This is a genomic window from Clostridium sp. RTP31139st1_H3_RTP31139_211217 (assembly GCF_040227035.1).
In the GTDB taxonomy this organism is placed as follows: domain Bacteria; phylum Bacillota; class Clostridia; order Clostridiales; family Clostridiaceae; genus Clostridium; species Clostridium saudiense.
The window spans coordinates 1-23,168 of the sequence record NZ_JBCOAB010000019.1; the positions used below are offsets into that span (position 1 = coordinate 1).

General features: G+C 28.4%; 20 protein-coding genes. 17 read left to right on the top strand and 3 right to left on the bottom strand.

Features of this window, described 5'->3' with window-relative positions:
- Positions 1-129: 129 nt before the first annotated feature.
- Entirely contained in the window at positions 130-630 is a 501-nt protein-coding gene (locus ABUA17_RS09540) for a QueT transporter family protein (protein ID WP_042393749.1), read from the bottom strand.
- 336 nt (positions 631-966) lie between these two features.
- Here ABUA17_RS09540 and ABUA17_RS09545 point away from each other — a divergent pair, with 336 nt between their 5' ends.
- From ABUA17_RS09545 to ABUA17_RS09605, 13 genes are all read left to right on the top strand, one after another.
- Positions 967-1,197, top strand: coding sequence for a hypothetical protein (locus tag ABUA17_RS09545; RefSeq protein WP_042393753.1), 231 nt, complete (start codon positions 967-969; stop codon positions 1,195-1,197).
- Between the two features lie 77 nt (positions 1,198-1,274).
- The gene (locus tag ABUA17_RS09550; RefSeq protein WP_349817991.1) at positions 1,275-1,916 is read left to right on the top strand and encodes a hypothetical protein; all 642 of its coding nucleotides are present in this window, start codon (positions 1,275-1,277) and stop codon (positions 1,914-1,916) included.
- Between the two features lie 260 nt (positions 1,917-2,176).
- Positions 2,177-2,596, top strand: a complete 420-nt coding sequence (locus tag ABUA17_RS09555) for a hypothetical protein (protein WP_042393756.1) — start codon at positions 2,177-2,179, stop codon at positions 2,594-2,596.
- A gap of 179 nt (positions 2,597-2,775) precedes the next feature.
- Positions 2,776-3,381, top strand: a complete 606-nt coding sequence (gene ruvA / locus ABUA17_RS09560) for a Holliday junction branch migration protein RuvA (RefSeq protein WP_042393758.1) — start codon at positions 2,776-2,778, stop codon at positions 3,379-3,381.
- Between the two features lie 12 nt (positions 3,382-3,393).
- A complete protein-coding gene (ruvB, locus tag ABUA17_RS09565) occupies positions 3,394-4,425 on the top strand; it encodes a Holliday junction branch migration DNA helicase RuvB (RefSeq protein ID WP_042393761.1) in 1,032 nt (343 codons plus the stop codon).
- Positions 4,426-4,435: 10 nt separating this feature from the next.
- On the top strand, positions 4,436-5,461 hold the full coding sequence (gene queA, locus ABUA17_RS09570) for a tRNA preQ1(34) S-adenosylmethionine ribosyltransferase-isomerase QueA (protein WP_042393763.1): 1,026 nt from the start codon (positions 4,436-4,438) through the stop codon (positions 5,459-5,461).
- Positions 5,462-5,490: 29 nt separating this feature from the next.
- The gene (gene tgt / locus ABUA17_RS09575) at positions 5,491-6,630 is read left to right on the top strand and encodes a tRNA guanosine(34) transglycosylase Tgt (protein ID WP_042393766.1); all 1,140 of its coding nucleotides are present in this window, start codon (positions 5,491-5,493) and stop codon (positions 6,628-6,630) included.
- Between the two features lie 153 nt (positions 6,631-6,783).
- A complete protein-coding gene (yajC, locus tag ABUA17_RS09580) occupies positions 6,784-7,059 on the top strand; it encodes a preprotein translocase subunit YajC (RefSeq protein ID WP_195951160.1) in 276 nt (91 codons plus the stop codon).
- Between the two features lie 55 nt (positions 7,060-7,114).
- Positions 7,115-7,492 carry a TIGR04086 family membrane protein gene (locus ABUA17_RS09585; protein WP_042393771.1) on the top strand — a complete coding sequence of 126 codons (378 nt, stop codon included), beginning with the start codon at positions 7,115-7,117 and terminating at the stop codon, positions 7,490-7,492.
- 259 nt (positions 7,493-7,751) lie between these two features.
- Complete coding sequence (locus tag ABUA17_RS18805; protein WP_491006329.1) at positions 7,752-10,946, top strand: alpha-amylase family glycosyl hydrolase; 3,195 nt, start codon at positions 7,752-7,754, stop codon at positions 10,944-10,946.
- Between the two features lie 36 nt (positions 10,947-10,982).
- Positions 10,983-14,126, top strand: coding sequence for an immunoglobulin-like domain-containing protein (locus tag ABUA17_RS18810; RefSeq protein WP_491006325.1), 3,144 nt, complete (start codon positions 10,983-10,985; stop codon positions 14,124-14,126).
- Positions 14,127-14,285: 159 nt separating this feature from the next.
- Positions 14,286-15,296 carry a hypothetical protein gene (locus ABUA17_RS09600; protein ID WP_349817990.1) on the top strand — a complete coding sequence of 337 codons (1,011 nt, stop codon included), beginning with the start codon at positions 14,286-14,288 and terminating at the stop codon, positions 15,294-15,296.
- A gap of 219 nt (positions 15,297-15,515) precedes the next feature.
- Complete coding sequence (locus tag ABUA17_RS09605) at positions 15,516-16,442, top strand: hypothetical protein (protein WP_349817989.1); 927 nt, start codon at positions 15,516-15,518, stop codon at positions 16,440-16,442.
- 93 nt (positions 16,443-16,535) lie between these two features.
- Here ABUA17_RS09605 and ABUA17_RS09610 read toward each other — a convergent pair whose 3' ends face one another.
- Positions 16,536-16,724, bottom strand: coding sequence for a hypothetical protein (locus ABUA17_RS09610; protein ID WP_042393774.1), 189 nt, complete (start codon positions 16,722-16,724; stop codon positions 16,536-16,538).
- A gap of 506 nt (positions 16,725-17,230) precedes the next feature.
- On the opposite strand from ABUA17_RS09610, the gene ABUA17_RS09615 reads away from it, so the two are divergent.
- Positions 17,231-18,562 (top strand): FAD-dependent oxidoreductase, encoded by a 1,332-nt coding sequence (locus tag ABUA17_RS09615; RefSeq protein WP_042393775.1) that lies wholly within the window; start codon positions 17,231-17,233, stop codon positions 18,560-18,562.
- Between the two features lie 214 nt (positions 18,563-18,776).
- The gene (locus ABUA17_RS09620) at positions 18,777-20,075 is read left to right on the top strand and encodes a glycoside hydrolase family 10-like protein (protein ID WP_195951163.1); all 1,299 of its coding nucleotides are present in this window, start codon (positions 18,777-18,779) and stop codon (positions 20,073-20,075) included.
- Between the two features lie 423 nt (positions 20,076-20,498).
- On the opposite strand, the gene ABUA17_RS09625 is transcribed toward ABUA17_RS09620, so the two are convergent.
- A complete protein-coding gene (locus ABUA17_RS09625) occupies positions 20,499-21,485 on the bottom strand; it encodes a helix-turn-helix transcriptional regulator (protein WP_042393777.1) in 987 nt (328 codons plus the stop codon).
- A 155-nt stretch (positions 21,486-21,640) separates the two neighbouring features.
- Between ABUA17_RS09625 and modA the strand changes: the two genes are divergently transcribed.
- Positions 21,641-22,447: a molybdate ABC transporter substrate-binding protein gene (gene modA, locus ABUA17_RS09630; protein ID WP_042393780.1), complete on the top strand. Its 807-nt coding sequence runs from the start codon at positions 21,641-21,643 to the stop codon at positions 22,445-22,447.
- Between the two features lie 41 nt (positions 22,448-22,488).
- Positions 22,489-23,166: a molybdate ABC transporter permease subunit gene (modB, locus tag ABUA17_RS09635; RefSeq protein ID WP_042393783.1), complete on the top strand. Its 678-nt coding sequence runs from the start codon at positions 22,489-22,491 to the stop codon at positions 23,164-23,166.
- Positions 23,167-23,168: the final 2 nt, after the last annotated feature.

Consider the following 23,168-nt stretch of genomic DNA (forward strand, 5'->3'; position numbering starts at 1 on the left):
AATTAGTGTATAAAATTTTGAACAATTAAAAAGGAGTTGTATTCAGACTGAATTTATTAATTCAATCTGATACAGCTTCTTTAATTTATAAATAAAAAAGGACAATCCTTTAAAAGGTTGTCCTGAAAATTACTTTAACATCATTACATTTTTAAATCTTGAACCTGCAACAAGGAATAAAGGTACACCTATTATAGTTATTACTACTAATTCTCCTAAAGCAACTTCTCCAATAGATAGAAGTAGTGGTAATCCATATAGTTTGTTTAGCATCCATCCAATGATGAGACCATTAAATAAGGTCGGCCAAATAGAAGCAACTAATAATTTTACTTTGTAATTTTTGATTACTTTACCTGTAAAATAGATAGCATATACACTTATAAATGTGGCTAATGTGCCGAATATAACATCCATTGGTCCATTAGGGCCTAAAATATTAGCAATTAAGCAACCAAGTGTAAGTCCTCCTATGTATAATGGATCAAAAACAGCAAGTAACACTAAGATTTCAGAAATTCTGAATTGAATATTTCCATATGAAAATGGTGCAATTGCAATAGTTACTACTGCATAGATTGCTGCAATTATTGCAGTTCTAGTAAGTCTTTTAGTCATATCATTTTTCATTTTTGAAAAACCTCCTAATAAAAAATATTAGGAACCTAAGGCTATAATAGATAGTATTTAGAAGTAAATAATAAGTTAAAACATCGAAGCTAATTAATTCAAAATATTATCTATTTAAATTTAATAATAAATTTTTACCTAGTTTTGTTTAAAGACAGGAGGTTCCCGAACTGTCTATATTTCAGAAATAAATTATACTTAATATTATATGATAAATCAAGAAGAATTATATTTTATTACTTCAATTTAAGAAAATAATATATAAAAAGTTAATATTTTAAAAAAAATAGTATTATAATTTATTAATCATATTTTTATATAAGGAGGAAAGTGGGTATGGAGTTTTTAGAAAATAAAAATAGGAAAGATTTTGAAAGGCATAAAAATAAAATTCAAGAAAATATAGATATGGGGAAAAATATGGGGGTAAATAAAATTAGTGCTATATTGGCAATAGCAGATGAATCTCAAGAAATTCAAACAAAATTAATAAATTGGCTATTATCTGAAGGATATAGGATTTCATTAAAGGAAGAAGATTGTACAATATTAACTATCGAATGGTAAAAAAATAATAAAAAAATAATTATTCATGAATATCATTATGAAAGCTGTCAATAATTACAGAAAAAGGAGTGATATTTATGAGTAATGAAATGCATGGTAAAGATAAAGAAGAAGTAAAATTTGAAAATAAGCATTTTAATAAAAAAATTTCAATTTTATCAGGTATTATAGTTTTTGCTGTAGTTGTTAGTTTTTTTGTAGCATATATTATAAGTGATAGATTAATAAATCCAAAGTATTCACAAGAAAAAGAAGATGATGAAAAAACCGTTTATAATAATTCTAAAATTTTAAGTGATGATATGATGGTTGTGTTAATGAATGAAGGTGTTGTGGAAAAAGAACAAAGCATTTTAGAGTTTAAAAAAGAAAATTCTATAGTAAGTGATATTAATCAACAATTTGTTGTTAATTTTTATGAAGCTAATGGATATAACCTAGAATCTTTAGAAGATGATAAAGTAGTTTTTGTAAAAGAAGGAACAACAAGTGTTTTACAACCTAACAAATACTATCTTGGAGAAAAAGATGGATATTTTGCTATATATAAAACAGATGATTCAGGAAATTTAACAATTGAAGAAAGTGAAGATGTATATACTAATAATCGACCAATAAGTTTCTTACATGGTGATGACTTAGAGGCAATAAAAAATTTTAAGTATTCTTATGATACAAAGGAAGAAGCTATAGAAAAATTGTCTGCTTTTATTTCTTAAAAGTAAATACGTTAAATAAATACATATAAGGAAAATTTACTTTTAAGACGAAATTAAATTTTTAAAATTAATAAATTTGTAACCCAATCAACAACTCAAATATTTTAATGAGTTGTTTAATATATCTTTACACTAAAAAGAGATTATAAATAGAATTTGGTTTCTGTTTATAATCTCTTTCATTATAGGAAAATACACACCTGTATAACAAGATAATCATAGGGAAAAATATTAGCATAACCTACTAAGGAGGCGAAGAGATGAGTATTGTACCAAACTTCGATTATTTGTTAGTGATGCCAAGCGGAAATATAATAGGATTTCATGATGAAGAAACAGCAAAAGCATATATTAATAACTACTATTATTTTAGGACAAGAAATAATGATGTAGTAGGTGCATATGAAGATTTAACTGAGGATTTTGATGATATTGCAAATGTTCTTTGCTATAAAATTGGAGTAGAAGAAGGTGAGTGTAAATTATATAATACACGAGATATAATAGAAAAAATACAAGAGGAAGTTATTTTTTTTGATGAAAGAGAAGAGGTAATATCAAAATTATTATCTAATCATATTGATTTAAACATATTTGATTATGCAATAGATAACATATTTACTAATACAGAATCTATAGATATTATGGAACCATATGGAGATCCAATAACTGGTCAGTAATATTATAATGAAGAGTTATGCTTTATACAATGGCATAACTCTTTATTATTGAAAAAGTTATTTTAAAATGTTAAAGTATAAGTTAGATTATATAAGAATATAAGTTTTATAATTAATATTAAAGTTTTTAAGATACAAAAACATATTTAATCTATTTATTTAGATTGAGGGGGATAAAAATGTACGAATATATTAAAGGGAAGTATATTGGAATTAACAAAGATTATGTTATTATAGAAAATGGTGGTATAGGATATAAAATATTTACTTCAGGAGCTACTATGGCTGAAATGCCTAAAGTTTCGGAAGAAGTGATGTTGTATTTAGAACAAATAGTAAGAGAAGATTTTATTGGATTATACGGATTTAAGGATAGAGAAGAATTAGAAATGTTTAAACTGCTTATTTCAATAAGTGGTGTTGGAGCAAAAGCTGCATTATCATTACTTTCAATAAGTAGAATAAATAATCTAAAGTATGCTATTATTATGGAAGATGATAAGCATTTATGCAGAGCACCTGGGATTGGTAAGAAAACAGCAGGAAGAATAATTTTAGAATTAAGAGATAAAATCAAAACAGATGAAGTATCAGAAGGTGTTGATATTCAAGAAGGATTTGAAGATATCGTACCAAGTAATGCAAATTCAATTGGCGAAGCTTTAGGAGCATTATTAGCTTTAGGATATTCAGAAAAAGAAGCTGAAAGTGCATTAAAGAAAGTAAATAGACAGGAATCAGTTGAAAATATTATTAAGGAATGTTTAAGAGTATTAATGGGATAGAGGTGATATAATTTGGAGAGAATTATCACGCCAGATGAAATTCTGGAAGATGGGAATGGTGAATTAAGTTTAAGACCTCAAAAAATCAATGAATATATTGGTCAAGATAAGGTAAAAGAAAGATTAAATATATTTATTACCGCTGCAAAGAAAAGAAATGAAGCATTAGATCATGTTTTATTATATGGACCACCAGGATTAGGAAAAACTACCCTTGCTAATATTATAGCAAAAGAAATGGGTGGGGATTTAAAGATTACATCAGGTCCAGCTATTGAAAGAGCAGGGGATTTAGCTGCTATATTAACTACATTAAAAGATAATGATGTTTTGTTTATAGATGAAATACATAGATTAAATAGAAGTGTTGAAGAAATTTTATATCCTGCAATGGAAGATTATGCTTTAGATATAGTTATAGGTAAAGGAGCAGCAGCAAAATCAATTAGATTAGATTTACCACATTTTACTTTAATAGGAGCTACTACTAGAATAGGTATGCTTACATCTCCTTTAAGAGATAGATTTGGGGTTTTGTGTGATATGGTGTATTATACAGAAGAGCAATTGAAAGAAATAATTGTACGTTCTGCATTTGTTCTAGGGTGTGATATAACTGAAGAAGGTGCATATGAAATTGCTAGGAGATCTAGAGGAACTCCGAGAATTGCAAATAGATTATTAAAGAGAGTTAGAGATTATGCAGAGGTATATTCTGATTCATTAATAAGTTTTAAAGAAGCAAAAGCAGCGTTAGAATTATTAGAGGTAGACGCTCAAGGGTTTGATAGAGTTGATAATAAAATTTTAGAAGCGATTATTGATAATTTTAACGGCGGTCCTGTTGGGATAGAAACATTATCTTATTTTATAGGGGAAGAGCTTGGAACAATAGAAGATGTTTATGAGCCATATTTGCTACAAAAAGGATTTATAGTTAGAACTGCTAGGGGAAGAACCGCTACGGATAAGGCTTATAGTCATTTAGGTAGAATAAGGGGCAAAAAAGTTACAAAAAAGCAAACTAGTTTTTTTGAAGGTTAGGAGATATATAATGAAAACAAGTGATTTTGATTTTTACTTACCAGAGGAGCTTATAGCTCAACATCCACTAGAAAGAAGGGATTATTCTAGATTAATGGTTTTAGATAAAGAAACTGGAGAGATAGAGCATAAACATTTTTATGATGTTATAAACTATTTAAATCCAGGAGATACATTAGTTTTAAATAATACTAGAGTAATGCCAGCAAGACTTATAGGAGAAAAGGCTGAAAGTGGAGGTAAAATTGAGTTTTTACTTTTAAAAAGAATTGAAGGAGATAAATGGGAGTGCTTAGCTAAGCCAGGTAAAAGAGCTAAAATAGGAGCTGAATTTGTATTTGGTGAAGGAAAGTTAAGATGTAAGGTTGTAGATATAATAGAAGAAGGAAATAGAATTATTGAATTTTCTTACGATGGAATATTTGAACAAGTTTTAGATGAGCTTGGAGAAATGCCACTTCCTCCTTATATAACAGAAAGACTTGATGATAAGGAAAGATATCAAACTGTTTATTCTAAGGAAAAAGGATCAGCAGCAGCACCTACTGCAGGATTACATTTTACTAAAGAACTTTTAGAAGAAGTTAAAGAAAAAGGTATTAATATAGCATATGTTACATTACATGTAGGACTTGGTACATTTAGACCAGTAAAGGTTGATGATGTAAATGAACATGTTATGCATTCGGAATTTTATCATTTGGAAGAAGAAGATGCAAAGATAATAAACGAAACAAAGAAGCGTGGAAATAAGATTATTTCGGTTGGAACAACATCAACAAGAACTTTAGAGACAATTGGTGATGAAAATGGATTTGTTAAAGCACAAAGTGGATGGACTAATATATTCATTTATCCAGGATATAAGTTTAAAGTAGTAGATAAGCTTATAACAAATTTCCATTTACCAGAATCAACATTAATAATGTTAGTTTCTGCATTAGCAGGAAAAGAAAAAGTAATGAATGCTTATAATGAAGCTGTAAAAGAAAGATATAGATTCTTCTCTTTTGGAGATTCAATGATAATAAAATAGAATACATAAGTTAAGAAGGACGTGAAGTTTTGAGTAAAAGATATACGTTATTAAAAAAAGACGGTAAGGCAAGAAGAGGTAGATTTGAAACACCTCATGGAACTATAGAAACACCAGTATTTATGAATGTTGGTACTTTAGCTGCAATTAAGGGTGGAGTTTCTTCAATGGATTTAAAGGAAATTGGATGCCAAGTTGAGCTTTCAAATACATATCACCTACATTTAAGACCAAGTGACAAGGTAGTTGCAAAAATGGGTGGATTACATAAGTTTATGAATTGGGATAGACCAATTTTGACAGACTCAGGTGGATTCCAAGTATTTTCATTATCATCAATGAGAAAAATTAAAGAAGAAGGAGTATACTTTAATTCTCATATAGATGGAAAAAAAATATTTATGGGACCAGAAGAATCAATGCAAATTCAAAGTAATTTAGCATCAACAATTGCAATGGCATTTGATGAATGTATACCAAATCCATCTACTAGAGAGTATGTTCTTCAATCAGTTGCAAGAACAAATAGATGGCTTGAAAGATGTAAAATTGAGATGGATAGATTAAATTCTCTTCCAGAGACAATAAATAAAGAGCAAATGTTATTTGGAATTAATCAAGGTGGATGTTATGAAGATATAAGAATCGAACATGCTAAGCATATTGCTAAAATGGATTTAGATGGATATGCTATAGGTGGATTAGCAGTTGGTGAGACTCATGAAGAAATGTATAGAGTTATTGATGCTGTAGTACCACACTTACCAGAAGATAAACCGATATATTTAATGGGGGTTGGAACTCCAGAAAATATATTAGAAGCTGTAGATAGAGGAGTAGATTTCTTTGACTGTGTTCTACCAGCTAGAAATGGTAGACATGGGCACGTATTTACAGGGCAAGGTAAGATAAACTTAATGAATGCAAAATTTGAATTAGACGAAAGACCAATAGATGAAGGTTGTGAATGTCCAGCATGTAAGCATTATACAAGAAGCTATATAAGACATTTATTTAAAGCTAAAGAAATGCTAGCATTAAGATTATGTGTATTACATAATTTATACTTCTATAACAAGCTTATGGCAGATATAAGAACAGCAATTGATAATGGCACTTATAGTGAATTTAAAGAACAAAAATTAAGAGAATGGAATTGTAAAAAATAAATTCTAAACTATGTTTTGTGAATAATTTGTGAAAGTTAGAAATTGATTTGTTCATAGAATTGACATATAATTTTAAATAAAGTATAGTATTTAATACATAGTAAATATTACGATGTATCCTTAAAGATGAATGTGAAGGGAAGGGATTTTTAAATGGCACAATTATTAGCTACACTATTACCTTTAGTAGCAATGTTTGCAATTATGTACTTTTTATTAATAGTTCCAGAAAAGAAGAGAACAAAGAAGTATAATACAATGTTATCAGAATTAAAAGTAAATGACGAAATTTTAACAAGAGGCGGAATAGTTGGAAAAATTATAACAATCGAAGAAGATCAAATGGTTATCCAATCAGGTCCAGATAGAGTAAGATTTAGAATTACTAAGAATGCTATAGCTCAAAAATTAAGCAAAGACGTTGCATAATTAAAGAATAATACCCCCTTTTAGGTCATAGAATGAACTAAAAGGGGGTGTTTTTATGGAGTGGAAAGACTATTTTAATAATGTTCTAAAAGGTGTAGTGGGAGCTATAGCAGTAGTAACAGTGTTAACTGCAATTTTATCTTTAGTTATGTCTTTTGTAGACATTAGTTCAGGAATGTTTAGTGCCATTTATGTAGTTATAACTAGTATTAGCTTAATATTTGGAACAATATTTGCAGCAAAACTATATGGTCATAAGGGTTGGCTAGTAGGACTTTCTGTAGGAGTTTTATTTTACATATCCTTATATGCTATTGGAGTTTTATTTGGAGCAGAAGCTACATTGGGATTATATGATTTGATGAAATTTTCACTTTGTGTAGTTGTTGGCATTCTTTCTGGGATGTTAGGCATTAATTTAGGAAGTGACTAAAGAGAAAAGGAGCTATGTTATAGGCATAGCTCCTTTAATTTATGTATATATAATAATTATAACATTAAATAAAAATAAAATATATAATATGAAAAAAGATTTGTTAAAATGCACAAAAAATATAAAAAAGGTAGAAATAAACCATGGGAATACTTTACAATAAGAATGTAAAGTAAATTTAAAAGATAATATAGATATTTGGAAACGATTTCCTAAATAGATATTTTCTTTTAAATTAAAAAATAGGGAGGAGAAATTTATGAAAAAAAGGGGATTAATGAAGTACAAATGGCAAGTAGCAGTAATGATGTTAGTATTATTTTGTCTAAATCTGGTACCGTTTCCTAACGGTGTGAGTGATGTTTTGGCTGAAACAGTATTAAAAAGCCCAGTAGTTAATAGTGATGGAACTGTTACTTTTAATTATCAAGGTGATGGAACAGAAAATGCTGTAAAGGTAAAGGGTGAATTTAGTGGTTGGAATACAATTGATATGATAAAAGGTGAAAATAATATTTGGACAACCACAGTTGAGGGAATATCAGGAATAAATGAATATGGAATTGTGACTTGGGCAGATACAACTACTGATGATATTAATGGTGATTGGAAGGGTGATCCATTAAATTCATATAAAAAGGGTAATAATCCAGCAGTTGTAGTTAATCCACAGGTTAGTAATGGAAAGGTTACATTATATTATTTAGGTAATGGAACAGAAACGAGAGTTGCAGTAAAAGGATCTTTTGATAATGAATGGTCAGTTTTACATGAGATGATAAATGAAAGTAGCTCAAATATTTGGTCTGTAACATTAGATCTTGCACCAGGAAATTATGAATATGGAATAGTAACTTGGTCTCCAGACACAAGTAATCAAGAATTTGGCGATTGGCAAGGGGACCCATTAAATCCTAAGCATTCTGAAGAAGGTGATTTTACTTCTAATGCATTGATTTCAGTAGAAGGTGAATCAGAATTAAAAAGTCCAGAAATTAATGAAGATGGTAGTGTAACATTTAGAGCTGAATATGAAGGCGAAAATTTATATTTAATTGGATCGATGGTTGAGTGGAATACATCTAAAGAAATAAAAATGGAAAAAAATGAACAAGGCATTTTTTCTACAACGATCAACTTAGAACCAGGAACATATGAATATAAATTTAAACCATGTGAAGGTGATAATTGGGAAGGTGCATTTAAAGACTCGTTGAATACAGAAGTTAATGGAGAAAATTCAGTAATTGTTGTACCAAAGCAACAAGAGAAAAAAACAGTAAAAGTAAGATTTGTAAAAGAAGGAGAAACTAAATACGAAAACTGGGGATTTTGGACATGGTATCCGGGGGAAGTAGGAAAATTTGTTGAGTTTGATTATATAGATAAAGAAGGAGCATATGCGTTATTAGAATTACCAGCTAATGTAACAGAAGGTGAGCTGGGGATTATAGTAAAAGAAGGACAAGGTTGGGATAATAAGGCAACTGGAGATTTAAAATATGAAATCTCTGATCTAAATAATGATAATAATGAAATCGTTGTAATTTATGGTGAAAAGGAAAATCCAAAGAGTGTTATCCAAAGGGCATTTATAAAAGAATATGAAGAAATTACTGTAAATATTCATTATAAGAGAAATAGTAAAGACTATGACAATTGGAATATATGGGAATGGTTAGATGGTACAGATGGAGAAACATTAGAATTAACTTCAGAAGATAGTTATGGTAAAGTAGCAACTAAGGTATATGAAAACCTAATTAATGATACTAAGATGGGGTTCATTGTTAAGAAAACTGAAGGTGATAATGAATGGGCTGAAAAGGATGTAGATATTAACAGATTTATTGATTTGAGGCATGTATCTAATGATGGAACATTAGATATATACGTAACACAAGGCAAAGAAGCCTTTGGTTATCATTCACCATTAGCTTCAAAAGAAATAATAGATTTAGATGGACAGGTAAATGGTGATATGTTATATCACAATACTTGGGATAACCTATATAAATATCCATTTGGAGCAGTTGCTGAGGGAACTGATGTAACAGTTAGAATGCATGCACAAAAAGGTGATTTACAATATGCTAGAGTATTAGTAAGAAATACTAATACAAACAGATCAGACCTTTATAATATGGAAAAAGTATCGACAATTACTGTAGATGAAGAACAAGTTGATATATGGGAAGCTACATTTACACCAGACGAAATTGGAGTTTATGGATATAAATTTATTGCTGGTGATGGTGATACTGTAAAATACTATTGTGAAGATGGTAGCGAAGGTAAAACTGGAACTGTAGGAGATAAAAATGGACTATTCTTCCAACTTACTGTTTATGATAAAGATTATAAAACTCCTGATTGGATGAAAGAGGCAGTTGTTTATCAAATTTTCCCTGATAGATTTTTTAATGGTGAGGAATCAAATGATACAGCTAAAGAAAATGCAAGAGGAGAGGAACCAATAGAAGCTCATGAAACTTGGAACTCACTACCAGATAATCCGAGATTGGGTGAAAATGGGATGGATGATATTGATGGAGCATATTCTGGTGATGGAATATGGTCAAATGATTTCTTTGGTGGTGATATTGAAGGAATTCAAGAAAAATTAGATTATTTGCAAGGATTAGGAGTTAATACATTATATTTAAATCCTATTTCTATGGCTTCTTCAAATCATAAATATGATGCTACAGATTATAAAACTTTAGATCCTATGTTTGGAACAGAAGAAGAATTTAAGGCATTTACTGCAGAATTAAAAAGTAGAGGAATGCACTTAATTGTAGATGGTGTATTTAACCACGTTGGTGATGATTCTATTTATTTTGATAGATATGGTAAATATGATACAGTTGGTGCATATGAATATTGGTCATATGTATATGATTCAATGAATAATGAGGCAATAACACAAGAAGCTGCAATGACTAAGGCAGATGCCTATTTTGTTGAAGATGGACAAACATTTAGTGAAGAAAAATGGCATTTATGGTTCAATATTAAGAATACTAAGGTTGATGTTGGAACAACAAATGAAAGATATGATTATCAAGGATGGTGGGGATATGATTCACTACCAGAATTTAAATCAGTAACTAAGGAAGAAGCTATTGAATTAGGTTTAGCTAGTGAAAATGACGAATTTGTTAATAAAGCAAGTGAATGGAACAACAAAGAGTTAGTTGATTATATCTACAAAGATGAAGATTCTGTTGCGAAACAATGGATTGATTGGGGAGCAGATGGTTGGAGACTTGATGTTGCTAATGAGGTTGATACAGTATTTTGGAATGACTTTAGAGAAGTTATGAAGGAGCATAATAGTGAAACGCTTATTTTAGGTGAAATCTGGGATGATGCTTCAAAATATTTTGTTGGTGATCAATATGATTCAGTAATGAATTATAGAATAAGAGCAGCGTTAATTGATTATTAAAAAAATGGTAATGCAACAAGATTAAATGATACATTAATGGCTGTTTATGAAGATTATCCAGAAGAAGCATTTTATGCATTAATGAACTTAATGGGATCTCATGATGTTGCAAGAGCAATTTATGTATTAGGAGGAGGAAGTGATTCTTCTGAAAGAGCTGAACTTGGAAATTATGATGAAAATCTAGGAAAGCAAAGATTAAAGCTTGCTGCTTTATTTGAATTTGGTTATGCTGGAGCTCCTACTATTTACTATGGAGACGAAGCAGGAGTTACAGGATCTAAAGATCCAGATTGTAGAAGAACTTACCCATGGGGTAATGAGGATGATTCATTAGTTAGTTTTTATGAAGCAATTGGAGCAGTTAGAGAAAATAATAAAGAATTATTTTCTTATGGAGATTTAACAACTTTATATACTGGTACTGAAGGAGTATATGTATATGGAAGAAGCTATGAGGATAAACATGCTATAGTAGCTATTAATCCTACACAAAGTGATGCTAAAATAACTTTAGATTTAAAAGAATTTACTGGAAATGGTACTAATTTCATCGATGGACTAGATTCTGATTATAAAATTTCAGTTAAAGATGGAAAAGTTGAAATAACTATTCCTGCAATGACTGGTAGAATGATGACAAGTATAAATGTTATAAAATTACCTGATTCAGTTAGTAATATTACAGGAATTGAAGGAAATGGAGAAGTAACTTTAAAATGGGATTCTGTAAAAGGAGCAAAAGAATATAAGGTTTATTCTTCAAGTTTTAAGGGAAGTTTACAAATAGAAGTTGAGATAGTAGATAATACTGAGATTACAATTGATAAATTAACAAATGGTAATAGATTATACTTTGCAGTAAGTGCAATAGATAAAGATGGAAATGAATCACCTTTATCTTGGAGTGATGGATTAACTCCACATTCAGAAATTACATGGCTTGGTAATTTGAGTGACGTAAAAGCTGATAAGGTTGATATATCATCATCTATAAATGTTAATTCTGAAGTATATATAGAAAATGTTTCAAACGTAGAAGGAGCATCTGAAGGATTAGTTGGAAGATTACTAGTTAAATATCCTGGAGATGAGGAATTTACAACATTCAAAGGGACTTATTTAGAGGAAAATGGTAATAATGACGTATTTACAGCGTCATTTATAGCAAATAAAGCTGGAAAGTATGAATATAAGTTTGAGTTTACTACTAAAGGAACTTATGGATTTAATGACAAGGATAGCATAAAGTCTACAGAAGTTAAATCATTTAAATTAGCTGTTAATGATAATGTATCTCCAGCAGAAGCTATTGAGTTAAACACACCTGAAGCGCAATCAGGAGAAGTTAATTTAAGCTGGAATATTGTTGGAGAAAATAATATAGCTCTATATGAAATTGTTAGAAATGGAGTTGTAGTTGCAAGAATTCAAGATAAGTCAATAGTATCTTATAAAGATACAGATGTAAAAAATAAAACTGAATATAAGTATGAAGTAATTGCTTATACAAATGGTGGTAATTCAATTAAATCAAATTTAGTTGATGTTACACCAGATTTAGTTATGGTAGAAGTAACGTTTAAATTACATGCACCTTCATATACACCACTTGATGCTGTAATAACAATGCCAGGTGGAATGAATGGATGGGATGTAAACTCATGGGAAATGAGCAGGAATGGTGCTGTTACAGCTGACTGGACTTATACTATTTCAGTTTTAGAAGGTGAAGAAATTGAATATAAGTATGTTAAAGGTGGAGCTTGGGATCAAGAAGCATTAATGAATTATTCAAATCCAAAGGCTGCTAATCAAAGTAAGTATGGTTGTACTACTGGAGAAGGTGGTAATGAAAAAATTACAGTAGTTAATCAAGGTAATGGTAAAATGCTTGTTGAAAATGAAGTGGTAAGATGGAAGGATATGCCTGTAGTTGTGTTAGATCCATCAAATGGAAGCTATACAAAGAATGACACTATTACAGTTAAAGGTAATTCAATGTTAGATCCGAACTTAACTATAAATGGTGAAAAAGTTGAAGTTGATGAAAACGGTAATTTTGTGCATCAAGTTAAATTAAATGTTGGTAAAAACGATATTAATATTCACATTGAGCCAACAGATGAAAATAAAAATAACCCAGATATATTTAATAATAATGAAGAAGCAATAGGATTTGCGACAAAAGATTTATCATTAGAAATAACAAGATTAGCTGAAGGTGAAGAAATACCAGGACCAACTATTAATGCAAATGATAGAGTTTTAAAGCTTGGCGATGAATTCAATGTATTAGAAGGCATTACTGCAAGTGATGCAGAAGGAAATGATATTACAGAAAAATTAGAGGTAATTGAAAATACAGTTGATACCTCTAAAGAAGGGGATTATAAAGTTATATATAAAGTAGTTGATCAAAATGGAAAAGAGGCTACTAAAGAAATTAAGGTTACAGTAGAAAAGCAAGATTCTGAAGAGGATGAAGATGATGATACATCTGTTGAAGTTAAGCCAGAAGAAAATGGAACTATAAAAGTTGATAAAATTACAGATAAAGATGGTAATAATAAAATTAATATTAGTAAGCCAAGTGATGAAGCTATTGTTGAGATTACTGATATAGAAAGTATTAAAAATGGTACTGGTTCTATAGAAATAACTAATGGTAATCAAACATTATTAATACCATTTAGTGTATTTGATAAGGAGTTACTTGTAGATGGTTCTTCTGTAATAGTTAAATTAAAGAAGAGTAATGATGATACTATTACAAAGGGCTTAAAGGCAGTAAATAAAGTTTATGAAATAGACTTATCTATAAAGAATAGAGATAAATCTACTAAGATCACAACTGCAAAGGACGGAAGAATTACAATATCTATTACATTAACAGATGATGAATTAAAAGGATTAAATAAATCTAAATTATCTGCATTCTACTATAATGAAGAAAATAAGAAATATGAAATAGTAGAAACTAAAGTTGATGGTAACACTATAGTATTTACAACAGATAAAATAGGAAAATTCATAATTGCTGAAAAGTCAAGCACTGTTGATGGTAGTATATTACCTCAAACTGGAGGGACTAATAATATGTATTATATAATAATTGCTTTATTATGTACTGTAGGTGGAATAGCAATTGTATATAAGAAAAAAGAATTAAGAAAATAATCAAGAAAGCTCTAGGGTAACACTTAGAGCTTTTGATATGTAAACTAGGTTATATAATTTGAAGTATACGGAATATAAAGTAAATATACTTCTAGTAAATTAACTTTTATGGTAAAATCAAGATAAAACATAAGAAGATATGTTCATAAGGGGGACAAAATGGGTTTATTTAAAATAGTGGGTAATGCATGTATATGTATGTTAATAGTGTTTTTATTGGCTATAAGTCAAGTGATTTCACCTTGCATAACTGTAAGAGCTGAAGAGAATAGTAGAGAGTTAGAATTTAGTACTTATAATGAAAAAATAATTGATATAAAGAATAATGTACTAGAAGATAGTGATTTGATTGTGGAAAATGAAGAAATAAAGATTGAAACTGTTATACATAATACAAAATTGGTTGAGATTAATAGGGTTAAAATTGAATATTTTACAAAAAGTAAATTAAAGCCAATTAAGGTGGTTAACATAGATAAAATTTTAGCAGGAGAAAGTATAAATACATATATAGATTATTATTTTAATAAGGCTGGGAGATATACTATTGAAGTTAAAGTAAGTGGATATATTACTAAAAATAGTAGCAAGTTAGATAATAATACTATAAAAGAAGATAATATCAAAATAGAGAGTAATAGTAGTGTTGATATAAAAGTATCAAAAATGAAGGAATTATCTAAGGTTGTAGTTCAACAGGGGTATAATAATGGAGTTAAATCAGATGATAACCTGAAAACATTAAAAAATATTGTCAAAGAAAATGGAATGAAATTAGTTTTAAATGAAAACGTATTATCAAATCAAGTTTTAAGTGAAGCAAAATTATTAATTTTAACGCAAGAGTATATAAACATTGCATCTCAAGTTGAAATAAATTTAATAACTAAATACATAAGTGGTGGAGGAAATCTTATAATAACATCTAGTTCAGATATTTATGATGAAAATTCAAATTGTGAATATGCTAAGAAAGGAAATCATATTTTAGAAGCAATTGGGGCAAAAATACGATTAAATGATGATCAAGCTATTGATAATGATATAAATGATGGAGAAAATTATAATTTAAGTTTTAATAAATATAATATAGAAAGCGAATTATTAGTAGGAATTGATGTAGATAAGAAATTTAAATTTTTTAATGGATCAACTTTAATTATTCCTTAATCAAGTGATAATATAGAAGTATTAATCGAAGGTCATGAAAGTACTTATGGACATTATTATGATAAGCAAAATGATAATGTTTCAGTAAATAAGGGAGAAGTAGTAGGACTAGCTATCGAAACATTAGATAATAATTCGAAGATAGTTATATCAGGTACAAATTTTTATTATGAAGATGAAATTAGTGATAGCAATTTTTCTAATTATGAAATAACTAATATGCTTTTAAGATATTTAGCGCCAGTACCTAAAATAGAATTAAGTTCAATTTTGTCTGTTAAAATTGATAAAAATAGTGATAATATACTGGATAAATTGGGAGAGAAAGTAATTGTTGAAGGCTATGTTACTGTAGCATCTAAGGCCGAGTCAAATAGCAATTTATTTAATAATGTTATCTATGTTCAGGATGATACTAGCGGAATAGAGGTTTATGGAGTTATAGAATCTAAAGTAAAGCTAGGTCAAAAGGTTAGAGTAACTGGACGTGTAAGTTCAAAATTTGGTAATGCGCAAATTAAATTGCAAGATGAAAATTATGATTTACAAATAATTGATGAAAGAATAAATTTAATATTGCCAATAGAATTTTCAACATTTGATAGTATGCAAGAAAAAAATGAAGGTATGTTGGTGAAAACTATAGGAAAAGTAACATCTATAGTTGAAAATATTATTTATATTAACGATGGAAGTGGAGAAGCTGTAGTTTATATAGATAACTTTATAGAAAATAGTATCAAATGTGATTTAGAATATGAATGGAAGTCAAAAATTAAAGTCGGAGATGTAATTTCAATAGTAGGTATTGTAGTTGAGGGTACTGATGGATATCTTCTGCTAGTAAGGGATTTAGCAGAGATAGTAAATATTAGTGATGAAATACAAGAAGATATTGAGAATGAAGAAATACCTGAGTTAGGAGAAAAGCCTGAGGTAGATGTAAATCCAGAAGTAGATATAAATCGTGAAGAGAATATACATAGTGAATTAAATAAAGAAAAAGAACATAATAACATCAGTAATGAAGAAATTGAAGAAAATACTCTAAGTCAGAATATAGATAAATATTATTTCTTTTTTACGATTGCATTGATAATAGTTAGTGGAAATATTTTTACATTGTTTAAAAGTGAAAGATATTAATATAATAATTAAAAAAGGAGAATTTAGTTTAAAATATACTTTAATGTAAGGTGATTTTAGATTGAATTCTCCTTTTTTATAAGTATAAATAAGCTAGAGAATATTAATTGATTTTAGCTTGTCTTTAATTTCAAATAGTTTATTTTCAAGACTATCGATTTTTGATGAAAGGATTTCACGTTCACTAATTTTATCTGTTTTACTTAATTTTGTGTTTAATTCATCGATATCAGTAGCTATTGAAATAATTTCTAGGGCATATTCCCATGCACTTTTTCCCATATACAAACCTCTTTATATAATTTATTTACTTGTATTTTATGAGGTAATATTTAATGTGTGCCAAATTGAGATAAAAAAATGTTTAAATTAAGTGAAAACGATATAAAGAGCAATAAAAAGAAAGAAATCCAAAATAAAAAGGTTTAGATATAAGAAAATAAAGATATAAGGGGAAAAACAGTATACTAAGTTTCTTAGTTTATAAAGCTATAAAAATATAATTTTAATAAAAAATAATGTAATTATAAATGAATAAAAGATAATAGTAGATTTTTTGTATTAATGAATTAGTTAATATATAGATACATAAAGAATATAGAATTAAGAAAAAATAAAAAGTAAGGAGCTAAAAGTAATTACCAAAAAGTGCTTGTTAAAAAAAAGACAATTTTTTTATAAAACCTCTTTACTATTTCTTAGTAAAGTAGTATGATTTAATCAAAGAAAATAATTATTGATTAGTAATAAATATTTAAAAATATTTATTAGCTCTAGGAGGAATTAATATGAAAATAGTAGTAGTAGGATGTACTCATGCAGGAACTGCAGCAGTAGTTAATTTAAAGGAACTTCACCCAGAAAGTGAAATTACAATATATGAAAAAAATGATAATTTATCATTTTTATCTTGTGGAATTGCATTAAATGTAGGAGGAGTTATAAAAGAAACTAAGAACCTTTTCTACAACTCACCTGAAAACTTAGCTAAAATGGGTGTTATAACAAACATGAAGCATGAAGTTTTAAATATTGATTTTGATAATAAAACGTTAAAGGTTAAAAATCTTTTAACTAATGAAGAGTTTGAAGATAATTACGATAAATTAGTCTTAACATTAGGCTCATGGCCAATAGTACCAAGATTTGAAGGTGGAGACTTAGATAATATTTTATTATGTAAAAATCATGACCATGCAGTTGAAATTATAGAAAAATCAAAAACCGCTAAAAATGTAGTAATAATTGGTGCTGGATATATTGGGGTTGAGTTAGTAGAAGCATTTGAGATGCAAGGTAAAAAAGTAACTTTAATTGATGCTGAAGAAAGAATAATGGCAAAATACTTAGATAAAGAGTTTACTGATATCGCAGAAAAAGAATTTACAGATAGAGGAGTTAACTTAGTATTAGGAGAAAAGGTATCTAAGTTTGAAGGAGAAAATGGAAAAGTATCTAAAGTTGTTACTGAAAAGGGAAGTTATGAAGGCGATTTAGTAGTATTATGTATTGGATTTGCACCTAATACTAAATTAGTACAAGGAAAGTTAGATACATTACCAAACGGAGCTATTATAATTGATGAATATATGAGAACTAGTAAAGAAGATGTTTTTGCAGCTGGAGATTGTTGTGTTGTTAAATATAATCCTGCTCATGATACAAGATATATTCCACTTGCAACAAATGCTGTAAGAATGGGAACTTTAGTTGCAAGAAATATAGTTGAGCCTACATTAAAATATATGGGAACACAAGGTACTTCAGGAATAAAAATTTACGAAAAATGTATAGCATCAACAGGATTAACTGAAGAAGTTGCTAAAGCTACTACTAAAATGAATGTTGGTTCAGTTGAATTAACTGATAACTATAGACCAGAATTTATGCCAACATACTTACCAGCTACTGTTAAATTAGTATTTGATAAGGATACAAGAAGAGTAATTGGTGGACAAATAATTTCTGATATAGATTTAACACAATTTATGAACACTTTATCAGTTGTAATTCAAAATGAAATGACTATTGAAGAATTAGCTATGACAGATTTCTTCTTCCAACCACATTTTAATAAACCATGGAGTATTTTAAATGCAGTAGCTTTAAAAGCTTTATAATATATAAAAATAGCCTATTTACTTAGGCTATTTTTTTATTGTATTAAAAAAGAAATATTTTTAAGGTTGTGTATAGTTTGTTATATTTAAATAGTATACGAGAGTAATAAATAATATGGAATAATTTTTTAGAGAAAAGAGTATATCTCATATAGAGAATAAAATTATGTAAAAGATAAAGAAAATATTTACTTTGGGTAATGGGTGATTGAGGATGAAAAAATGGTACAAGTTTTTTATAATTTTTATTGCTATATGGATAGTTGTGGCAATAGTTTTAAATATTAAGCTAGACAAAATAAATAGTAGAAATAGTAGTAATGAAAAAGAAGTAACTGAAAAAGATAATAGTAATGAGACTTTTAATAGCAAGTTTAAGGAGCAAGGAGAAATGAGAGGGGTATGGCTTTCAACAGTTAATAATTTAGATTGGCCGGAGGTAGGAAGTTATAACAATAATAAGATGCAACAGGAATTATTAAAGGAAAAATTAGATTTTATTGAAGATAATAATATGAATACTGTATTTTTTCAAGTAAGACCTATGGGAGATGCTTTATATGAGTCAGAGTATTCTCCATGGTCAAAATATTTAACTGGAGAATTGGGAAAGGACCCTGGATATGATCCATTAGAATTTGCAATAAAAGAAGCTCATAAAAGAGGAATTGAAATACAAGCTTGGTTTAATCCATTTAGAATAGATAGTAATTCAGAAAAATTTAATTTAGATAATTATATAAATGAATTACCAGAAGGTAGTCCTTTAAAAGAAAATAAAGACTGGATTGTAAAATATGATAAATATAGTTATTTAGATATTGGAATACCAGAGGTAAGGCAATATGTAATAGATTTAATTTTAGAAGTAGTGGATAAATACAATATAGATGGAGTTGTGCTTGATGATTATTTTTACCCTTATCCAGTTAATGGATTAGAGTTTTCAGATGATGAAACATATAAAAAGTATGGTGAAGGATTTTTTACAAAGGAAGAATGGAGAAGAAATAATGTAGATACATTTATTAGTGAACTAAATAATGCAATAAAATCAAAAGATTCTACCCTGAAATTTGGAGTAAGTCCATTTGGAATATGGAGAAATGGGGAGTCAGTTGGAGGTAGTGCAACAAGTGGATTAAGTAGTTATGATGATGTTTATGTAGATTCAAGGAAGTGGATAAAAGAAGGATATATTGATTATATTATTCCACAAATATACTGGCAGTTTGATAATAAAAATGCACCTTATTCTATTCTTGTTGATTGGTGGGCTAAGCAAGTTGAAGGAACAAATGTAGAGCTATATATAGGAAATGCTGTTTATAAAATAAATGATTCAACTTATGGAGATGCATGGTTAAATGAAAATGAGGTAATAAATCAAATTAGATATTCAAGAACAATATCTAATGTTAAAGGTAACTGTTTCTTTAGATTAGGTAGTTTAGAAGAGAATCGATTAGGATTTACAGATGAATTAAAAGAATTTTATGAAAAAAATCAATAGAATATTTGACAAAAAATAGAAATAATGATATTATTATCTCATAATGATAGTAAATTTAATTCGTTTAACAAAGGCAATGGGGCCTTAAGGTTATCTTAAGGTACTGTTGTCTTTTTTACATTTAAATTTCTATTATCTTTTTGATATTACTTCAAAAAGCTAAACCCTTAAAATTTTTATATAGTTTGCAAAGCACTTATTTAAAAATAAATTAGTAAAATGTAACCCCTAAAATTAAATTGCCTAAGTGATAAATAAGTGCTTTGTAATATATAAGTATTGGTATATTATTTATTAATTATTTATAGTAGAGTAGTATAAAAATTAATTGGTTTAGTATTAAAACTTAATTAATAATAACTATTTCTATTTAAATTATTAGTTTTTGATTATTTGCATAGATTAATAGAAAATTAATTATGATTAAGTAGTTGCTATTATTTTACCAAGATCTTTTAGATCATACCCACCAATTCCTTGTAGCTCATTTTTAAATTTATCAGAAGATAAAATGGAAATAATATTTTGATAAATTGGATTATTTAAATCACTTTTTTTTATAATCAAATCATATCTTTCAGTCTGAATTGGTATAAAATCAATAGTTTCGACTTGCATAGAAGCTTTTTTATTGCCAATTCCAACATTTGCATCTCCACGACCAACTGTACTTGCAACGGCTAAATGCGAAGTTTCTTCATTATAATATCCATTTATACAGTTTGGATCAATATTAAGTAATCTTAGCTTTTCATCAAGTAAGACTCTAACACCGCTACCTTTTTCTCTGTTAACAAATTTAATTTTATTATTAATTAAATCTTCAAAAGATTTTATATTTAATGGATTTCCTTTAGCAACATAAAAACCTTGTAATCTATAGGCTAAATTGATAAGTACGCAAGATGTTCCAGGAACAAGTCTTTTAACATAATCTACATTATAGTTATCATTGTCACCATCCCAAAGGTGACATGAAGCTATAGAAACTTTATTGTTATATAAATCATACAAGCCGTTATAACTCCCTTTGTAGGAGCGTAAAACAGTAAAATCAGGATATAGCTCTTCTATGTATCTTGCTAAAATATCTAATAAGATATCTTGACCAGAAATTATAATTTCGTTAGTAGATTGATTGCTTAATGTAATAGAATTATGAGTTTTCTGCTTGGGTATATTAGCTTTTGATTCAAATGTATTATTTTGAGATTCAGTATATTTTAGCTGCTTAGAGCCAATTTTTTGATTGCGTATATATTCTTCTACATCATGCATATCAATTCTAATTTTTTTCCCTATTTTATAGCTTGGCAATTCACCGCGTTTTATAAGTTCATAAACAGTATTTTTCGTTATTTTTAGTAATTCTGACACTTCTAGTGGAGTCAAAGAAGATTTTAAGTCCATGTTATCCCTCCTATATATTATGATAATTTTAGCATTATTAATAAATAAATTGCAAGAATTAACGATATATGATACTATCTATTTGTATCAAACATGACAAAACTAAACAAAACATAATAAAACATGTTTATTTAAAGGAAATGGAGGATGTAATAATGAAGAAATTAGGAATGATTTCAATGTTACTATGCTGTAGCTTATTATTTGTAGGTTGTGGTAAAGGTACTGAGGGGGAGAATACTAGTAAAGGTGATACAGAGGCAAAGGCTCCTGTAGAGCTAAATATATCTGCAGCTGCAAGTTTAAAAGAAGTAATGGCTGATTTAGAAACAGAATATAAGAAGAGTAATGAAAATGTTACTTTAGTTGTAAACTATGGTTCATCAGGTTCTCTTCAACAACAAATAGAGCAGGGAGCACCTTGTGATTTATTTATTTCTGCAGGGCAAAAGCAAATGAATGCATTAAAAGATGAGGGATTATTAGTTGATGATACAACAAAAGATTTAGTTGAAAATTCTTTAGTTCTTGTAGCAGCTAATGGAATTGATATTACTAGCTTTGATGATTTAAAAAGTGATAAAGTTACTCATATAGCTGTTGGTGAACCAGAAAGTGTTCCAGCTGGTAAATATGCAGATGAAGTATTAACAAATACAGGAATAAAAGATAGTATTACTGATAAATTGGTTTTTGCTAAAGATGTTAAAGAAGTTTTAGCTTGGGTTGCATCAGGAAATGCAGATGTAGGATTTGTATACTTAAGTGATGCATTAAGTAGTGATAGTGTTACTATAGTTGAAAATATTGATGAAGTAAATAATCATTCATCAATTACTTATCCAGTATCTGTTATAAAAGATTCAACTAATGCTGATGAAGCAAAGAAATTTGAAGATTTCTTATTTACTGATGCAGCACAAAAGATATTTGAAAAGTATGGATATAAATCTGTAGAATAATATTCTGTAGAGTTAAATTGAAGAAAGTAAGGTTATAAGTTATGGATTTTTCACCTTTATGGATATCGCTTAAAACGGCCTTTCTTGCAACTATTATAACTTCAATAATAGGGATATTTATATCTTATAAAATGGCTAATTATAAAGGAAGAGGTAGAGGATTCATAGATGGAATCTTCACTCTTCCTCTAATATTGCCACCAACTGTTATAGGATTTTTCTTATTACTTATTTGTGGGAAAAATGGATTTGTAGGAAAGATTTTTATGAGTTTTAATAAAAATATTATATTTAGCTGGAGTGCAACAGTTATAGCTGCTACTGTAGTTGCATTTCCTATGATGTATAGAACTTGTCGTTCTGCATTTGAACAAATAGATAAGAATATGATTTCAGCAGCAAGAACATTAGGTTTAAGTGAAACTAAGATATTTTTTAAAATTGCAATGCCACTTGCATGGCCAGGAATAATTGGTGGATTGGTATTAAGTTTTGCAAGGGCGTTAGGAGAATTTGGGGCGACTTTAATGATTGCTGGTAATATACCAGGAAAAACACAAACAATGCCAGTGGCAATATTCTTTGCTGTTGAAGGTGGAGATATGAATAAGGCTATGCTTTGGGTTTTAATTATAGTTGCAATTTCATTTATAATGATATTTTTACTAAATTATTGGTGTGATACTCAACAAAAAATAATAGGCAATAGGGGGAGATAATT